This window comes from Streptomyces mesophilus (assembly GCF_040300965.1).
GTDB lineage: Bacteria > Actinomycetota > Actinomycetes > Streptomycetales > Streptomycetaceae > Streptomyces > Streptomyces mesophilus_A.
In genome coordinates, this window is record NZ_JBEPEW010000039.1 from 1 (window position 1) to 17,153 (window position 17,153).

The window sequence follows — 17,153 nt, forward strand, 5'->3', positions numbered from 1 at the left end:
GCCACGCGCTGGTGGCAGTAGCCGGCCGCCCCGCCGGCCGGGCCCTCGGCGGTCTCCACCCAGGCGTTGGGTTCGCCGCCGCCGGCCCAGCGTTCGTGCAGGAACTCGGTGATCTCCGGGAACTGGTGCACCGGATAGGTCTCGTTGTCCGGGAACTCCTCCTCGCCGGCGGCCCGTTCACCCGCGTTGACCAGCACCCTCAGGCGACCGCGCTCCCGCTCCCAGACGGAGAGGGCCGCGAAGCTGCCGCCGAGCGCGCGCTGTGCGCCGTGCGCGGCGGCCAGCCATGACTCCCGCGGGCTGTGCGCGGCGGCCATGGCCTGCGCCACGCGTACGACCCCGGCGAGCCGGTCTTCCTGTCCCATCTCCCTAGGTTAGGGAGGTATGGGAAGTTTGCTGACTTTTAGGGCGTTGGCGGGTGGTTACGCCAGCGGTCCGGTGACCTTCTCCACCGCGGCGAGCAGCGCACCGTCGCGTACGAACGACTCCGCCGCCGCCAGGTCCGGCGAGAGGTAGCGGTCCGGACCCGGGCCCTCGACGCCCGCAGCCCGCGCGCCCGCGATCGCCGCGGCCGAGGCGGGCGCCGGGGTCAGACCGGTGCGCAGTTCGATCGCCCGGGTCGCCGCGTACAGCTCGATGGCCACGACGCGCGCGAGATTCCCGACCGCCGTACGGAGCTTGCGCGCCGCCGACCAGCCCATGGAGACGTGGTCCTCCTGCATCGCCGAGGACGGGATCGAGTCCGCCGATGCGGGCACCGCGAGCCGCTTCATCTCGCTGACCAGGGCGGCCTGCGTGTACTGGGCGATCATCAGGCCCGAGTCGACGCCCGCGTCGTCCGCGAGGAACGGCGGCAGACCGTGCGAGCGGTTCTTGTCGAGGAGGCGGTCCGTGCGGCGCTCGGCGATCGACGCCAGGTCGGCTGCGGCGATGGCGAGGAAGTCGAGGACGTACGCGACGGGGGCGCCGTGGAAGTTGCCGTTGGACTCGACGCGGCCGTCGGGCAGGACCACCGGGTTGTCGACGGCCGAGGCCAGCTCGCGCGAGGCGACCAGGGCGGCGTGCGCGAGGGTGTCGCGGCCCGCGCCCGCGACCTGCGGGGCACAGCGCACCGAGTACGCGTCCTGGACCCGCGGGGCGTCGTCCTGGTGGTGGCCGGTGAGGCCCGAACCGGCAAGCACCGCCGCCATGTTGGCGGCCGAGGCGCCCTGGCCCGGGTGCGGGCGGATCGCGTGCAGCTCGGGCGCGAGCACCTTGTCGGTGCCGAGCAGCGCCTCGAGGGAGAGGGCGGCCGTGACGTCGGCGCTCTTGTAGAGCCGCTCGAGGTCGTCGATGGCCATGAGCAGCATGCCGAGCATGCCGTCGGTGCCGTTGAGGAGCGCGAGGCCCTCCTTCTCGCGCAGTTCGACGGGCTTGATGCCGTGGGCGGCGAGCAGCTCGCCGGCGGGCTTGACCACACCGTCCGGGCCCTCCGCGTCACCCTCTCCCATCAACGCGAGTGCGCAGTGCGAGAGCGGGGCGAGGTCGCCGGAGCAGCCGAGGGAGCCGTACTCGTGCACGACCGGGGTGATGCCCGCGTTCAGCAGGTCCGCCATGGTCTGCGCGACCTCGGGGCGTACGCCGGTGTGGCCCGAGCAGACCGTCTTCAGACGCAGGAACATCAGCGCGCGGACCACCTCGCGCTCGACGTGCGGGCCCATGCCGGCCGCGTGCGAGCGGACGATGTTGCGCTGGAGCTGCGCGCGGAGTTCGGTGCTGATGTGGCGGGTGGCGAGCGCGCCGAAGCCCGTCGAGACGCCGTAGACCGGCTCGGGCCTGGCGGCGAGCGCGTCGACGATCTCGCGGGCCTTGGCGAGGGCGGTGAGGGCCTCGGGGGACAGCTCGACGCGGGCGTTCTCACGTGCCACGGCGATGACGTCGGCGGGGGTCGTGCCGGACGTCCCGAGCACCACGGTGTGCATAGTCATATTCAGCAGCCTACGGATTGAATCGGGATGTGTCACTGGTCAGTTCGAGGAGCACCCATTACCTACGGGGGCAGGGGTTGATTTCACCGGCCTTGCTGCCATGATGCCGAAGTCGGTGAACGCACGTTAACCAGGAGGCCCCCATGGCGGAAGCAGCGGCGCAGGAAGAGCGGTACGGCGAGTTCGTGGCCGTACGCCGGCACGGGTATGTCGCCGAGTTCGTGCTCGACCGGCCCAAGGCCATGAACGCGGTGTCCAGCGCCATGGCCGGCGCGATCGGCGAGGCCTGTGCCGCGCTGTCCGCCGACCGCGACGTCCGCGTCGTGGTGCTCACGTCCTCGCACGAGCGGGCCTTCTGCGTCGGTGCCGACCTCAAGGAGCGCAACTCCTTCACCGACGCCGAACTGCTGCGCCAGCGCCCCGTCGCCCGCGCCGCCTACACCGGCGTACTCGAGCTGCCGATGCCCACCATCGCCGCCGTGCACGGCTTCGCCCTGGGCGGCGGGTTCGAACTCGCCCTGTCCTGCGACCTGATCGTCGCCGACTCCACCGCCGTCGTCGGCCTGCCCGAGGTCTCCGTCGGCGTCATCCCCGGCGGCGGCGGTACGCAGCTGCTCCCGCGCCGTGTGGGTGCCGCACGGGCCGCCGAGCTGATCTTCTCGGCGCGGCGCCTGGAGGCCGCGGAGGCACGGGAGTTGGGCCTGGTCGACCAGCTGGTGGAGGCCGGCCGGGACCGTACGGAGGCGCTCGCCCTCGCCTCCCGTATCGCCGCCAACTCGCCGGTCGGACTGCGCGCCGCCAAGCGCGCGCTGCGGCTCGGGCACGGGCTCGATCTGCGGGCCGGTCTCGAGGTCGAGGACGCGGCCTGGCGCAGCGTCGCCTTCTCGGGCGACCGGGCCGAGGGCGTCGCGGCGTTCAACGAGAAGCGCACGCCGCAGTGGCCGGGGGAGTGAGGGGGCTGAAGGCGCCGGGGGCTCGCGGGGCCGGGGGAGTGGGGCGGGCTGAAGGGGCCCTCAGGCCCCGACGAACCGCCGCTTGCTGAGCGCGAAGATCCCCACGCCGGAGATCAGAAAGGTCAGCCCGCCCGCGAGATACGGGGTCGTGTCCGTCGACCCCGTCTCCGCGAGCCGCGTCGCGTCGCCCGCGGAAGTGGCCGAAAACCCCTCCACGCCGGAAGCGGAACCGGAACCGGGTGCGGAAGCGGAACCCGGACGCGCCGACGTCTCGTGTCTGTCCGCGGCGGCCCGCTCCTTCTGCTCCCCACTGGCCGTCGCCGAGGGGACGAACCACAGGGCGCCGAGCAGGGACCCGGCAGCGGTGGCGGTGAGCAGTGAACGGCGTGCGGATGACACGGAGTGGATCCCCTTGTGGTGCCGGTGGTTTGGGAGCCTTCCGAAGACCGGCTCCCACCGTGTGCGGCGATGCTAGTGAACACAGCGGGTCGCGCGAAAGTGGAGGACGTCTTCCGGCTTACGCTCCGGCTCATGAGCACCCCTGAGACATCCCGTTTCGTACGGCTACGCGTGGAACTCGTCCTCGAGGTCACCGACGAAGATTCCCTGACCGGCGCAGCGCTCGACCGGATCGGCGAGGACGCGTACATGCCGGAGGAGGAGCGCACGCACGCCGAGTCCGCCGTGCGCGAGGAGGCGGCCGAGGCGCTGGCCTATCTCGTCGATCCCTTCGACCTGGTCGCCGAGGTCCCCGGCGTCGAACTGACCCAGGCCTCCTGGAGCAGCGAGGCGGTGGACCACGATCCCGACGACCCCGAGTGGGACGAGGAGGACCTCGACGGGGACCTCGCGTACGAGGACGGCGAGCTTCCGTACGACGAGGACGAGGACGGCGAGCTTCACCACGGGGAGGACGAGGACGGCGAGCTTCACCACGACGAGGACGACCTCGCGTACGGAGAGGAAGAAGCCGCATACGGAGCGGAAGAGTCCGAAGGGTTCGAAGAGCTCGAAGAGGGCGAAGGGGACGAGAATCACACCCGGGCCCATGGAGCGGCGCCGGTGGGCGCGTAACCTCGAAGTGGCGTAGAAACCCCGGTCGGCGGACCCCGCCGACCGGGGTTTCGTCGTCTGCGTCGTCCCTGCTGGAACGGCCGGGGAGCACGTGTCCTGGACCACATCCGCACCGGATTTGGAACCGCTCGAAGTGGTACGCGTGTTGTAAGGGTGTGCGGGGTCTGACTCCGCGCGGGGACAAACGGGGACTTTCGGGGCATCCGGGGATTCGGCAACGATGGAGAAGCGTGTGATGACGGACAGCAAGCGGCGCAGGGGCCTTGTGGCCATGTCCGCACTGCTCGGCGGCGTCCTTGTACTCTCGGCCTGCAGCAGCGGGGACGAGGGTGCCAAGGGCAAGGAGACCCAGCAGGAGAAGGCCGACGAGGCCGCCGCGAAGGACACCTCCGCCGCCCGAATATCCGTGTCGCCGAAGAACGGCGAGAAGAACGCGTCGATCAACAACGCCGGCCAGGTCACCGTCAAGGACGGCACCCTCACCAGCGTCACCATGACGACCGGCGAGGGCGACGAGGTCGCGGGCTCGATCTCCGCCGACAAGAAGACCTGGAAGCCGGACGCGCAGCTGGAGCGCGCGACCACCTACAAGGTCAGCGTCGCCGCGAAGGACTCCGAGGGCCGCGAGGCGCACGAGAACTCCACGTTCACCACGGTCGCGCCCACCAACAGCTTCATCGGCAACTTCACGCCCGAGGACGGCTCCACCGTCGGTGTGGGCATGCCGGTCTCGATCAACTTCGACAAGGCGATCGAGAACAAGGCCGATGTCCAGAAGGGCATCAAGGTCACCTCCAGCAGTGGTCAGGAGGTCGTCGGCCACTGGTTCAACTCGACCCGGATCGACTTCCGTCCCGAGGACTACTGGAAGGCCAACTCGACCGTCACGCTCGACCTGAAGCTGGACGGCGTCGAGGGCGCCGACGGTGTCTACGGCGTGCAGCAGAAGTCGATCACCTTCAAGGTCGGCCGCTCGCAGGTCTCCACGGTCGACGCCAAGACCAAGCAGATGACCGTCACCCGCGACGGCAAGGTCATCAAGACCATCCCGATCTCCGCCGGTGCGCCCGACAACAAGACGTACGAAGGCCAGATGGTGATCTCCGAGAAGTTCAAGGAGACCCGGATGAACGGTGCGACGGTCGGCTTCACGGATGACGACGGCAAGGGCGAGTACGACATCAAGGACGTGCCGCACGCGATGCGTCTGTCGACCTCCGGCACCTTCATCCACGGCAACTACTGGGGCGCCAAGTCCATCTTCGGCTCCGCCAACACCAGCCACGGCTGCGTGGGTCTGGCGGACGCCAAGGGTGCGAACGACAAGGGCACTCCGGGCTCCTGGTTCTACGACAACTCGATGGTCGGCGATGTGGTGATCGTCAAGAACACCGGCGACAAGACCATCGCCCCGGACAACGGTCTCAACGGCTGGAACCTGAGCTGGTCCGAGTGGACGGCGGGCTCGCAGGCCTGATCGGCCCGCCTGCCGCAGCACACCCCAGGGACCCCCGGTGGCCCGCACCTCTTGCGAGAGGTGCGGGCCACCGTCCGTACGGGACAGGGCATTTGAGCGGTGTACGGCTTCTCATCGCGCTCTCACGCGCCCCTTATCCCGCCATCACGCGCCGTTCCTACCTTCAGCCGCATGTTCTTCACCTATTTGCGGCGTGAGCTGCGCCGTCGCAGAAAGGCGGCGCTCGTCGTCGCCTCCGGGCTCGCGCTCGGCATCGCTCTGGTCATCGTGGTCAACTCCGTCTCCGCGGGCATGAAGCAGGCCCAGGGCGAGGTCCTCGAATCGCTCTACGGACTCGGTACGGACATGACCGTCACCAAGGCGCAGGAGGAGCCGGAGGAGGGCGGGGCGGCCGCGCGGCCGCGCTTCAAGTTCGACGCGAGCAAGGACGGCGGCGAGCAGTCCGACGACATGCTGATGGTGCAGGGCTTCGAGACCCTCGGCATGTCCACCGTCGACACGGTCGCGCGGCAGGACGGCGTCGCGGACGCGGTCGGCGGACTCAGCCTGACCAGCATCTCGGTGAGCGGCGACTTCAAACCCGGCGAGATGAAGCCGGCCCAGCCGGGGACGGGCAAGCCGGGCAGTGGCGGCAGCGGTGAAGTCCGCGGCGGCGGCGCCGACTTCGGCGTGAACTCCTTCACCGTCTTCGGTACGGATGTCACCCAGCCGGAGCTCGGACCGCTGACCACGTCGACGCTGACGAAGGGCCGTACGTTCAAGTCGTCCGAGACCGACGCGAAGGTGGCAGTGCTCGACTCCGCGTACGCCAAGAAGGAAGACCTCTCGACCGGCGACCAAGTCAAGGTCAAGGGCAAGAAGTTCGAGGTCGTCGGGATCGCCACGGCCGACAAGGGCCAGCCCGCGGCCAACGTCTACATCCCGCTGAAGCAGGCTCAGACGCTCGCCGACGCCAAGGACAAGATCACCACGGTGTACGTGAAGGCCGCGGACTCGCAGGCGATCTCCGCGGTCAAGGACGCGATCCAGACCAACGTCCCGGACACCACCGTGACCACCTCGGCCGACCTCGCCAAGACCGTCTCGGGCTCCCTGGACACGGCGGCGGGTCTCGCCTCCACCGTCGGCAAGTGGCTCTCGTACGCGGTGCTCGCGGCGGCCTTCCTGGTCGCCGGGCTGCTGACCTCCTCGGCGGTGAGCCGGCGCGTCCGCGAGTTCGGCACGCTCAAGGCGCTCGGCTGGAAGTCGGGCCGTGTCACCCGGCAGGTGGTGGGCGAGGCCCTGGTCAACGGGCTGATCGGCGGCGCGCTCGGCATCGCCGCCGGCCTCGCGGGCGCCTACGCGGTCACGGCCGTCTCGCCGACCCTGACCGCCGAACTCGGCGGCGGGCTCATGGGCGGGGGCGGTCCCGGCGGCGGAGGCGGACTCAGGGTGGCGGGACCCGGTGGCGGCGGCCCGGTGCAGGACGCGGCCGAACGCACCCTCGACATCGCGCTCAGTGCCCCCGTCAGCTTCGCGACCATCGCGCTCGCGGCCGCTCTCGCCATCGGCGGCGGTCTGATCGCGGGCGGCTTCGGCGGCTGGCGCGCCTCGCGGCTGCGCCCCGCTGACGCCCTGCGCCGCGTCGAGTAGGCCCCGGCCCTGACTGCACCGGCCCCCAACTCCCGTACGCCTGACGAAAGTTCCAGGAGTCATCCACCATGTACGACCTCAGAGGCGTCACCAAGACCTATCGCCGCGGCAAAGCCACCGTCCAGGCGCTCGCCGACGTCGATCTGACCATCGAGGACGGCGGCCGCCTGGTCATCCAGGGCCCCACCGGCGGCGGCAAGTCCACGCTCCTGCAGATGCTCGGCGGGCTCGACCGTCCCACGTCCGGGCAGGTCGCACTCGACGGCACCGATCTCGCCACGCTCCCCGAAGCGCGTCTGACACGGGTGCGCAGCGAGAACATCGGCTTCGTCTTCCAGTCCTTCAACCTCATCCCGACGCTCACCGCACAGGAGAACGTCGAGACCGCCCTCGTCCCCCTCAAGCTGAGGGCCAGGGACCGCCGCGAACGGGCCGCCGAGGCGCTGGAGTCGGTGGGCCTGGGGGAGCGGCTCGGCCATCTGCCCGGCGAGATGTCCGGCGGCCAGCAGCAACGCGTCGCGATCGCAAGGGCGTTGGTGAAGCGCCCGAAGGTCCTGCTCGCCGACGAACCCACCGGAAACCTCGACGAGTCGATGCGCGACGAGATCATGGAGCTGCTCGAAGGGCTGTGGAAGGAGCACGGTCTGACCTTCGTGATGGTCACGCACGACAGCGCGATCGCCCGGCGTGCACCACGGCTCGCGACGATCAGGAAGGGGCGGCTCACCGTGACGGAGAACGCGCGGGCGTGAGGGCGCCTGGCCGATGACCGGGTGCATCCTGGCCGATGCCCGAGGCCCCCGACCGGACGAACCGGGTCCGCCCCGACCGGACGAACCGGGTCCGCCCGGGTCGGACGCCAGGCTCCGGACAGGGGACAACTCCTCGTCCATGCACCGCTATTGAGTACGTATGCTCCCCCCGCCATACTCCCCAGCCCCGGGGGGAGCACGTGCACGACGAGACTGCTGTTGAGGTCGTCGACCCCTGGGCAAGGGGGTGCGCCACCTGCGGCGCCGCCCACTGATCTCCAGGGGGAGACGTGCGAAGACAGGTGAAGTCGGCGGGCATGTCCACGATCGCCGTCGCGGCGACGGTCGTCTGTGTGGTGGGCCTGACCGGCCCGCCGGCGACGGCGGTTCCACCCGCGCAGGCAGAGCCCTCGGCCGCGAGCGTCCAGAACTCGAGCGACAAGCGGCAACCCGTACCCACCCGGCGTATCCAGCTGATCACGGGCGACCGTGTGACCGTCGACGACAAGGGCGACGTGATCGGCATGGAGCCGGCGAAGGGCCGGGAGAAGATCCCGGTCCAGGTGCGGCGCGTCGACGGCCACACGCTCGTCGTGCCGGTGGACACCGAGCGTCTGATTGCCGGGGGCAAGCTCGACAGCAGGCTCTTCGACGTCACCGAGTTGGCAAGGGCCCGGACCGGGCGCGCGCACACCGAGGACCTCGAGCTGATCGTCGGCTACCGGGGCGCGGCGTCGGCCGCGAAGTCGGAGGTACGGGAGGCGGGCGCGACCAAGGTCCGCAGGACCCTGAAGTCCCTGAACGCCCACGCCCTGAGCACACCGAAGGACGACGCGGCCGCACTGTGGGCCGCGCTGACCGATGAGCGGCCCGGGGGCCGAGCCATCTCCTCCGGCATCGACGGCATCTGGCTCGACGGGGTGCGCAAGGCGAGCCTCGACACGAGCGTGCGGCAGATCGGAGCCGACAAGGCCTCGGCGGCCGGCTACGACGGCAAGGGCGTGAAGATCGCCGTCCTTGACACCGGCGTCGACGCCACGCACGCGGACCTCCAGGGCAAGGTCTTCGCCGCGAAGAACTTCTCGGCCGCACCGGATGCCACCGACAAACACGGGCACGGTACGCATGTGGCCTCCATCGCGGCCGGTACCGGTGCCGCGTCCGGCGGCACGTACAAGGGCGTCGCCCCGGGCGCCGAGCTCCTGAGCGGCAAGGTCCTCGACGACGACGGCTACGGTACGGACTCCGCCATCCTCGCCGGTATCGAGTGGGCCGTCGGCGAGGGCGCCGACATCATCAACCTCAGTCTGGGCGGCCCGGACAGCCCCGGAACCGACCCGCTCGAAGCGGCCGTGAACACGTACGCGAAGGAGCGGGGCGTCCTGTTCGCCATCGCCTCGGGCAATGCGGGCCCGCGGACGCTCGGCTCCCCGGGCAGCGCGGACGCCGCGCTCACCGTCGGCGCCGTCGACGGGGACGAGCAGCTGGCCGGCTTCTCCTCCACGGGACCGCGCGTCGGCGACGGCGCGGTCAAACCAGATGTGACGGCGCCCGGTGTCGGCATCACGGCGGCCGCCGCGCCCGGCAGCGTCCTCGACTCCGACCCGGAGGCCACCCACCCCGCACCCGGATACCTCACGATCTCCGGTACGTCGATGGCGACTCCGCATGTCGCCGGCGCCGCGGCCCTGCTCAAGCAGCAGCACCCGGACTGGACGTACACGGAGCTCAAGGGCGTGCTCACGGGTTCGGCGAAGGGCGGCGCGTACACGCCGTTCGAGCAGGGCGCGGGACGGATCCAAGTCGAACAGGCCATGCGGCAGAGCGTGTTCGCCGACCCCGTGTCGCTGTCCTTCGGGGTGGCCGAGTATCCGCACGCGGATGATCCGCTGCTCACGGAGAAGCTCACGTACCGGAATCCGGGCGCCACCGACGTCACCCTCGACCTCTCGGTCAGTGGCCTCGCCCCCGGGGGCGAAGCGGCCCCGGCGGACTTCTTCGCGCTGGGCGCGGACCAGGTGACCGTCCCGGCGGGCGGCACCGCTTCGGTCGGCCTGACCGCAGACACCCGGCTCGGCGGCACGCTGCACGGTGCGTACACGGCGTACGTCACGGCGAGCGGCGGCGGCCTGAGCGTGCGTACGGCGGCCGCCGTGCAGCGCGAGGCGGAGTCCTACGACGTCACGATCAGGAACATCGGCCGCGACGGACAGCAGGCGCAGTACTTCTCCAACCGGCTCGTGGGCACCTCAGGCCCCTCCGAGGGCGAGCAGTTCTCCGCGGTCGACGAAGCCGGCGACGTCATCCTCCGTGTCCCCAAGGGGGATTACGTCCTCAACGCGGACATCAGGACCGGCAGTTACGAGGAGCCCGAGGGCATCGACTGGATCGCCCAGCCGAAGCTCTCCGTCACCGAGGACACCACGGTCACCGTGGACGCCCGGCAGGCGAAGCCGGTCGACCTCACGGCGCCCGGGGTCACGGCTCCCGCCGAGTTCGCGAACACCGAATTCACGGTCACGACGGCGCTGCGCCCGTACACCTTCGGCTGGATGTTCCTCAACGGGCGGGGCTACACCGGGTTCCGTACGGCGCACCTCGGACCCGAGATGGCCGAAGGGCTCACCCAGTCCTTCGACGGCCACTTCGTGAAGGACGCTGCGAGCCACTACTCCCTGATCTACGGCGGCGAGGTCACCCGGCTCGCGACCGGCTGGACCAAGCACGTGAAGCCGGGCGAACTGGCCACCCTGAGGATCGAAATGGGCTCGTCCGCCACAGGGAAGAGCGGTGCGGTGATGGCCATGGGCTTCATGCCGGGCGCCGCGTCGGCCTCGGCGATCACACCGCGCCAGGATCTGCCGGGCATCCGCACGGTGTATGTCTCGACCCACAACAACACCATGTGGCAGGTGGACTTCCAGCAGCTGGGCGAGCCGGACGAGTTCGGTGACCCGAGGGCGGACACGCAGTACAACCTGGCGACCTTCCGGGTGTACGAGCCGGGCAGGACGTACCGCACGCAGGTGAACCACGCCGTGTTCGGGCCGAAAGCGGACTCGGACTTCCGCCTCGGCGTCTTCCGCAAGGGCAACGAGATCTACGGCCATATGCCGCTCTACACCGACGGCGAAGGCCACGAGGGCTTTGTGCGTTACGCGTCGGTGAGGACGGAGCTCTACCGCGACGGCACGAAGATCGGCGAGAACGACAACCCGCTGGACGGCTACCCGGGCGGGGACGGCTACCCCGGTGAGGGGTCCTTCGAGGTTCCGGCCGGCGAAGCCTCGTACAAACTCATCAGCCACGCGTCGCGGGACCTCGCGGGCGGCAAGGTGTCCAGCCGGCTGAAGACCGCCTTCACCTTCCGGTCGAAGGAGGTCGCGGAGGACACCCAGCTGCCCGTTTCGGTGGCCCGTTTCGCACCCGCGCTCGCCCTGGACGGGACGGCACCCGCCGGCCGGCGGATGAGCATGCCGGTGACCGTGCAGGGTGCTGCGGGTGGCGAGAACCTCAAGTCGCTGGCCGTGTACGTGAGTTACGACCAGGGCAGGACATGGCGGAAGCCGGCCGTGAACGGCGGAAAGGTCGAGTTCGCCAACCCGGCCAAGGGCAAGTCCGTCTCCTTCCACGCGAAGATCAGCGACAAGCAGGGCAACACCACGGCGATGTGGGTCTACGACGCGTACTACGGAAAGTAGGCCGATCGCCCAACAGCGCCTCCTGCAAGGCGAGTTGATGCGGCCCGCAGGGACCTTCGTGGTTCCTGCGGGCCGTATGCGTGACGTACTGTCCCTGACATGAGCAGCCGGACTGTCGAGTACATCCGCTACACCATCCCCGCGGACGGCGCCGAAGCCTTCATCGCCGCCTACGAGCGCGCCGCCCAGCCCCTCGCCGCCTCCCCGCAATGCGTCGACTACGAGCTGCGGCGCTGCGAGGAGGAGCCCGAGTCCTTCATCCTGCGGATCACCTGGACCTCCACCGGCGACCACATCGAGACCTTCCGCGCCTCCGCGGAGTTCCGCGCGTTCTTCGCCGAGATCAGCCCGTACGTGAAGGACATCACCGAGATGCGGCACTACGCCCCGACCGGGGTGGCCGGGCAGGGCGCGGCGGTGCCGTCGCTGTACGCGTGGGCCGGCGGCGCGAAGGTCTTCGACCGGCTGACCGAGGCCTTCTACGCCCGGGTGGTCGGGGACGACCTGCTCGGCGGGCTGTTCCGGGAGCTGCCGGCCGAGCACGCGCGGCATGTCGGGGCCTGGCTCGCGGAGGTCTTCGGCGGCCCGAAGACCTACAGCGAACAGCACGGCGGCCACCAGCACATGGCCACCAAGCACCTCGGCAAACACATCACCGAGGCACAGCGCAGGCGCTGGGTGAACCTGATCCTGGACGCGGCCGACGAGGTGGAGCTGCCGGGCGACCCCGAGTTCCGCTCGGCGTTCGTCGCCTACATCGAGTGGGGCACCCGGATGGCGCTCTACTACTCCAACGACGTTTCCGACGAGGACTGCCCGCCCGTCCAGCCGATGCCGTACTGGGGCTGGGGCGTGCCGGGCGGTCCGTATCAGCCCTGACCTTCGCGCGGGCTGGTGGTGCGCCGTCAGCCCTGATCGTTCGCGTGGGAGGTGCGCTCGGCCGTCGCGTCCGCGCCCCAGCTGACCAGCAGGCGCAGCGCCTCGGCCGAGGGCGAACCCGGCTCCGCGTGATACGTGGACAGGCACTGCTCCCCGTCATCGGCCAGCTGGAGCGTCTCGTACGAGAGGGTCAGCTCGCCCACCAGCGGGTGGCGCAGGACCTTCGTGCCGTGGCCCTTCTCCTTGACGTCGTGCGCGGCCCACAGCCGCCGGAACTCCTCGCTCTTCACGGAGAGCTGTCCGACGAGCGCGGAGAGTTCCGGATCGTCGGGGTGGCAGCCCGCGTCCATCCGCAGATAGCTGACGACGTCGCTCGCCTTCTGCTCCGGGTTCACGAACAGGGCCTTGACCTGCGGGTTCAGAAAGATCATCCGGGACCAGTTGCGGTCCTCGGGCTTCCAGGACGCGATATCGCCGAAGAGCGCGGCCGCGGCCCGGTTCCAGGCCAGGATGTCGGTGCGCCGCCCCACGATGTACGCGGGCACGCCCTCCATCGCGTCGAGCAGCTGCTGCAGCGCGGGCCGCACCTGCTGCCGGGCGCCGCCGCGGCGCTTCTTCTTGTGCTGCTTCGGCTTCGTCAGATGCAGCAGATGGGCGTGCTCGGCGTCGGTGAGACGCAGGGCCCGTGAGATCGCCTCCAGGATCTCCGTCGACACATTCGCGCCGTTGCCCTGCTCGAGACGGGTGTAGTACGCCACCGAGACCCCGGCGAGCTGCGAGAGCTCCTCGCGCCTGAGGCCCGGCACCCGGCGCCGGTTCCCGTAGTCCGGCAGGCCCACGTCGGAGGGCTTGATACGGGCCCGGCGGGTGCGCAGGAACTCGCTCAGCTCAGCACGCCGGTCGAGGGCGGCGTCGGCGGCGGGAGCGCCGGTCGAGGGGGCGTCGGCCGAGGCGGGTTCCTGATCAGTCATGCGATCCAGTATCACTCCGCCGTACGCACGGATCCTGACCCTGCCAGTAGTAGGAACACCGGACGTAGGCACAACAGTGGGCTGGGTAGCACCCTGCGGGTCCTGCACTCTCGTATCGACGCAGCAACTCGATCACCACGAGACGCGCCGACTCGATCACCACGAGACGCACGAACTCGATCACCACGAGGGGAACCCCCGACCATGAGCACCACCGTCGCCGCCTACGCCGCCCCCGCCGCCAACGCCCCCCTGGAGCGCACCACCATCGAGCGCCGGGCGCTGGGTGCGCACGACGTCCTGATCGACATCAAGTACGCCGGCATCTGCCACTCCGACATCCACCAGGCCCGCGACGGCTGGGGCGAGGGCATCTTCCCGATGGTGCCCGGCCACGAGATCGCCGGTGTGGTCGGCGAGGTCGGCTCCGGCGTCACCAAGTACAAGGTCGGCGACCGGGTGGGCGTCGGCTGCTTCGTGGACTCCTGCCGTGAGTGCGAGTACTGCCTTCGCGGCCAGGAGCAGTACTGCGTGAACGGCATGACCGGCACGTACAACGCGCTCGACAAGAACGGCGAGCCCACCTACGGCGGCTACTCCACGCACCTCGTCGTCGACGAGAACTACGCGGTCCGCATCCCCGAGGGCATCGACCTCGACGTGGCCGCGCCCCTCCTGTGCGCGGGCATCACCCTCTACTCCCCGCTCAAGCACTGGAACGCGGGCCCCGGCAAGAAGGTCGCCATCGTCGGCCTCGGCGGGCTCGGCCACATGGGCGTCAAGATCGCCCACGCGCTCGGCGCCGAGGTCACCGTGCTCTCGCAGTCGCTGCGCAAGAAGGCCGACGGCGAGCGCCTGGGCGCCGACCACTACTACGCCACCAGCGACCCGGCGACCTTCGAGGAGCTGGCCGGCACCTTCGACCTGATCGTCTCCACGGTCTCGGCCCCGCTCCCGCTCGACCAGTACCTGTCGCTCCTGAAGGTCGACGGCGTCTTCGCCAACGTCGGCGCCCCCGAGGAGCCCGTCTCGCTCAACCTCTTCTCGGTCATCGGCGGCCGCAAGACCCTGGCGGGCTCGATGATCGGCGGTATCGCGGAGACCCAGGAGATGCTGGACTTCTGCGCCTCGCACGGCTTCGGCGCGGAGATCGAGGTCATCCCGGCGGACAAGATCAACGAGGCGTACGAGCGCGTCCTCGCCTCGGACGTCCGCTACCGCTTCGTGATCGACACCGCCACGATCTGACGTCCTTGCGCCGTACGTGAGCCCTTGAGCCCTACGTGAGTCTCTTGCGCCGTACGTGAGTCTCTTGCTGTGCGTGAGTCTCTTGCGCCGTACGTGAGTTGGGCCCGGTTCCTGTCATAGGGAGCCGGGCCCTCGGCGTACGTATCTCAGGAGCCGGTCCTTCGGTGTGCGGATCGGAGGGCCATGATTCACTCGGACCGGAACGCGATCCCGGAACACGGGACGCGGAACTCGCAAGCTCGAAGGGGAACTCCATGAAGATCCTGGTAGTCGGAGCCGGCGCCACGGGCGGCTACTTCGGCGCGCTGCTCGCCCGGGCGGACCGCGACGTGACCTTCCTCGTCCGCCCGGGACGCGCCTCGGTCCTGCGCTCACGCGGTCTGCGCATCACGGGCAAGGGCACGGAGGACTGGGAGCCCCTGACGCCCCAACTGGCCCTGGCGGAGGAGCTTTCCGAGCCGTACGACCTGATCCTGCTCGCCGTGAAGGCGACCGCCCTGGGCGCGGCCGTCGAGGCGATACGGCCGGCGGTCGGACCCTCGACCACGATCATGCCGTTCCTCAACGGACTGGCCCATGTCGACCGCCTCACCGCGGAGTTCGGCGCGGACGCGGTGCTCGGCGGTGTGGTCAAGGTCGTCACGACGCTCACGCCCGAGGGCGACATCGTCCGTCTCGCGCCGCTGTCCCAGCTGACGTTCGGCGAGCAGGCGGGCGGCCTCTCGAAGAGGGTGGAGGAGATACGGGAGGTCCTCGACGTACCCGGTATCGATGCCGTTGCGTCGGCGGACGCGCTCGGGGCGATGTGGTCCAAGTGGGCCTTCATCGTGACGATGGGGGCGCTCACCTGCCTCGGGCGCGGCACGGTGGGCGACCTGAACGCGGTCCCGGGCGGGTCCTCGCTCGGCCCGGCGCTCATCGCCGAGGCGGCGGCGGTCGCGGCGGCGGCGGGGCATCCGGTGCCGTCGGACGAACTGGCCTTCACACGGACCGTGGTGACGACCCAGGGTTCGTCGCTGGTCCCGTCCCTGTACCGGGATGTGGTCGACGGCCGGCCGACCGAGGCCGAGCATCTCTTCGGCGATCTCACCGCGCGGGCACGGGCGTTGGACGTGGCCACGCCGCTGCTCGATCTGGCGACGCTGCAGCTGCGGGTGCATGAGCACCGGGCGAGTGGCGGGCAGTAGCCGCCGGCGGGGCGGTGGGCCCTGCCCCGTACGGGTCCGGCGGGACCGGCTCGGCCGGGGCACCCTCCCCCGATGGGGTGCCCCGGCCGTCCTCCGCCCCCCGGCCTCTGGCCCCCCGGCCCTCGCCCCCGTCCCCCCGGATCAGGGACAACAGGCGGCCGGGCGCACCGGACGCGCACGGTACGCGCACCGGACGCGCCTGGTCGGACGGCCCCGGCGCATGCCAGAATCGCCGGTCGTCAGGCGCCCCGCGACGGAGTGACCCGGCCGGTGATCCAGCTTTCCGGGCCGGGCACACCGCGGCAACAACCAGTTGCCGCATGCTGCGTTCACCCGGACTGAACGACGGTCCACCGCCGCTCAGGCGCGTCTGCGACGCACGGCAGCCGGACCACCGACGCGGGGGCATCGTGGAACTGCGGGACATCGAGATCTTCCTGACGCTGGCGGAGGAACTGCACTTCGGCCGGACCGCCCAACGCCTGCGGCTCTCCCCGGCGGCGGTCAGCCAGTCCATCGCCAAGCAGGAGCGCCGTATCGGCGCCCGGCTCTTCGACCGCAGCAGCCGGCAGGTGCGCCTCACTCCGCTCGGCAGACAGTTCCGCGACGACGTCCGGGCGATCCCCGGCAGCCTGCGCCGGAGCCTGGACCGGGCCACCCTGACCGCGAGCGGCAAGGTCGCCGTGCTCAGGGTCGGCATGATCGGGGACAACGCGTACGACCTCGGGCCCTATTGGAGCGCCTTCCGTTCCCTGCACCCCAGCTGGGACCTGTCGGTCCGCCGCTCCTCGTTCGTCGACCCCTTCGAGCCCCTGCGCCGCGGCGACATCGACGTGCTGATCGCCTGGCTGCCGGTCCAGGAGAGCGACCTCACCGTCGGACCGGTCGTCTGCGCCGAGCCGATGGTGGCGATGATGGCCGCCGGCCACCCCCTGGCCGGGGACGGGAAGGTGTCCCTCGAGGTCTTCGGCGACCGGGGCCTGTTCGGGGCCGGTACACCGCTGCCCGAGTACTGGGAGGACGCCTACATGCCGTTCGCCACTCCCTCCGGCCGCCCTGTGGAGCGCAGGCATACGGTGATGGCCTGCGAGGAGGTCCCGACGATCGTGGCCACCTCCGACGCCATCGACATCACCAGCGCCCACGTCGCCCGCTACGGCGCCCGCCCCGATCTCACCTATCTCCCCGTCTCCGACGCCCCACCGCTGCGCTGGGCCCTGGTCTGGCACACGGAATCCGAGACGGAGCCGGTGCGGGCGCTGGCCCGGGTCGTACGGGATCTGGGGACGTTCACGGAGTGAACCGGCGCCCG

The 17,153-nt window shown here is 70.4% G+C and carries 13 protein-coding genes and 1 pseudogene; 10 read left to right on the top strand and 4 right to left on the bottom strand.

Annotated features, from left to right (window positions below; translation table 11 throughout):
• Both ABT367_RS16395 and hutH read right to left on the bottom strand, forming a co-directional pair.
• Positions 1–365: pseudogene (locus tag ABT367_RS16395) on the bottom strand (diguanylate cyclase); the annotation flags it as partial.
• A 57-nt stretch (positions 366–422) separates the two neighbouring features.
• Entirely contained in the window at positions 423–1,961 is a 1,539-nt protein-coding gene (gene hutH, locus ABT367_RS16400; RefSeq protein ID WP_352253828.1) for a histidine ammonia-lyase, read from the bottom strand.
• A 149-nt stretch (positions 1,962–2,110) separates the two neighbouring features.
• Here hutH and ABT367_RS16405 point away from each other — a divergent pair, with 149 nt between their 5' ends.
• Positions 2,111–2,920, top strand: a complete 810-nt coding sequence (locus tag ABT367_RS16405; RefSeq protein ID WP_352253775.1) for an enoyl-CoA hydratase/isomerase family protein — start codon at positions 2,111–2,113, stop codon at positions 2,918–2,920.
• Between the two features lie 60 nt (positions 2,921–2,980).
• On the opposite strand, the gene ABT367_RS16410 is transcribed toward ABT367_RS16405, so the two are convergent.
• Positions 2,981–3,319, bottom strand: a complete 339-nt coding sequence (locus tag ABT367_RS16410) for an LAETG motif-containing sortase-dependent surface protein (RefSeq protein ID WP_352253776.1) — start codon at positions 3,317–3,319, stop codon at positions 2,981–2,983.
• A 132-nt stretch (positions 3,320–3,451) separates the two neighbouring features.
• Here ABT367_RS16410 and ABT367_RS16415 point away from each other — a divergent pair, with 132 nt between their 5' ends.
• The 6 genes from ABT367_RS16415 (at position 3,452) to ABT367_RS16440 (ending at position 12,435) form a co-directional block, all read left to right on the top strand.
• Positions 3,452–3,994 carry a hypothetical protein gene (locus ABT367_RS16415; protein ID WP_352253777.1) on the top strand — a complete coding sequence of 181 codons (543 nt, stop codon included), beginning with the start codon at positions 3,452–3,454 and terminating at the stop codon, positions 3,992–3,994.
• A 220-nt stretch (positions 3,995–4,214) separates the two neighbouring features.
• Complete coding sequence (locus ABT367_RS16420) at positions 4,215–5,471, top strand: L,D-transpeptidase (RefSeq protein ID WP_352253778.1); 1,257 nt, start codon at positions 4,215–4,217, stop codon at positions 5,469–5,471.
• 171 nt (positions 5,472–5,642) lie between these two features.
• The gene (locus tag ABT367_RS16425) at positions 5,643–7,103 is read left to right on the top strand and encodes an ABC transporter permease (protein ID WP_352253779.1); all 1,461 of its coding nucleotides are present in this window, start codon (positions 5,643–5,645) and stop codon (positions 7,101–7,103) included.
• Positions 7,104–7,171: 68 nt separating this feature from the next.
• Positions 7,172–7,855, top strand: coding sequence for an ABC transporter ATP-binding protein (locus ABT367_RS16430; RefSeq protein ID WP_352253780.1), 684 nt, complete (start codon positions 7,172–7,174; stop codon positions 7,853–7,855).
• Positions 7,856–8,145: 290 nt separating this feature from the next.
• Positions 8,146–11,556: a S8 family peptidase gene (locus tag ABT367_RS16435; RefSeq protein ID WP_352253781.1), complete on the top strand. Its 3,411-nt coding sequence runs from the start codon at positions 8,146–8,148 to the stop codon at positions 11,554–11,556.
• 99 nt (positions 11,557–11,655) lie between these two features.
• Entirely contained in the window at positions 11,656–12,435 is a 780-nt protein-coding gene (locus ABT367_RS16440; protein ID WP_352253782.1) for a group II truncated hemoglobin, read from the top strand.
• Positions 12,436–12,461: 26 nt separating this feature from the next.
• On the opposite strand, the gene ABT367_RS16445 is transcribed toward ABT367_RS16440, so the two are convergent.
• On the bottom strand, positions 12,462–13,406 hold the full coding sequence (locus ABT367_RS16445; protein WP_352253783.1) for a helix-turn-helix transcriptional regulator: 945 nt from the start codon (positions 13,404–13,406) through the stop codon (positions 12,462–12,464).
• Positions 13,407–13,610: 204 nt separating this feature from the next.
• On the opposite strand from ABT367_RS16445, the gene ABT367_RS16450 reads away from it, so the two are divergent.
• The 3 genes from ABT367_RS16450 to ABT367_RS16460 all read left to right on the top strand — a co-directional run bounded on the left by ABT367_RS16450 (position 13,611) and on the right by ABT367_RS16460 (position 17,142).
• Positions 13,611–14,654: an NAD(P)-dependent alcohol dehydrogenase gene (locus ABT367_RS16450; RefSeq protein WP_352253784.1), complete on the top strand. Its 1,044-nt coding sequence runs from the start codon at positions 13,611–13,613 to the stop codon at positions 14,652–14,654.
• A gap of 254 nt (positions 14,655–14,908) precedes the next feature.
• A complete protein-coding gene (locus ABT367_RS16455) occupies positions 14,909–15,841 on the top strand; it encodes a ketopantoate reductase family protein (RefSeq protein ID WP_352253785.1) in 933 nt (310 codons plus the stop codon).
• Positions 15,842–16,161: 320 nt separating this feature from the next.
• Positions 16,162–17,142, top strand: coding sequence for a LysR family transcriptional regulator (locus ABT367_RS16460; RefSeq protein ID WP_352253786.1), 981 nt, complete (start codon positions 16,162–16,164; stop codon positions 17,140–17,142).
• Positions 17,143–17,153 lie beyond the last annotated feature (11 nt).

Coding starts and splice junctions, on each gene's coding strand:
- hutH (WP_352253828.1), bottom strand. CDS start 1,961: ATGCACACCGTGGTGCTCGGGACGTCCGGCACGACCCCCGCCGACGTC.
- ABT367_RS16405 (WP_352253775.1), top strand. CDS start 2,111: ATGGCGGAAGCAGCGGCGCAGGAAGAGCGGTACGGCGAGTTCGTGGCC.
- ABT367_RS16415 (WP_352253777.1), top strand. CDS start 3,452: ATGAGCACCCCTGAGACATCCCGTTTCGTACGGCTACGCGTGGAACTC.
- ABT367_RS16420 (WP_352253778.1), top strand. CDS start 4,215: ATGGAGAAGCGTGTGATGACGGACAGCAAGCGGCGCAGGGGCCTTGTG.
- ABT367_RS16425 (WP_352253779.1), top strand. CDS start 5,643: ATGTTCTTCACCTATTTGCGGCGTGAGCTGCGCCGTCGCAGAAAGGCG.
- ABT367_RS16430 (WP_352253780.1), top strand. CDS start 7,172: ATGTACGACCTCAGAGGCGTCACCAAGACCTATCGCCGCGGCAAAGCC.
- ABT367_RS16440 (WP_352253782.1), top strand. CDS start 11,656: ATGAGCAGCCGGACTGTCGAGTACATCCGCTACACCATCCCCGCGGAC.
- ABT367_RS16445 (WP_352253783.1), bottom strand. CDS start 13,406: ATGACTGATCAGGAACCCGCCTCGGCCGACGCCCCCTCGACCGGCGCT.
- ABT367_RS16450 (WP_352253784.1), top strand. CDS start 13,611: ATGAGCACCACCGTCGCCGCCTACGCCGCCCCCGCCGCCAACGCCCCC.
- ABT367_RS16455 (WP_352253785.1), top strand. CDS start 14,909: ATGAAGATCCTGGTAGTCGGAGCCGGCGCCACGGGCGGCTACTTCGGC.
- ABT367_RS16460 (WP_352253786.1), top strand. CDS start 16,162: ATGCTGCGTTCACCCGGACTGAACGACGGTCCACCGCCGCTCAGGCGC.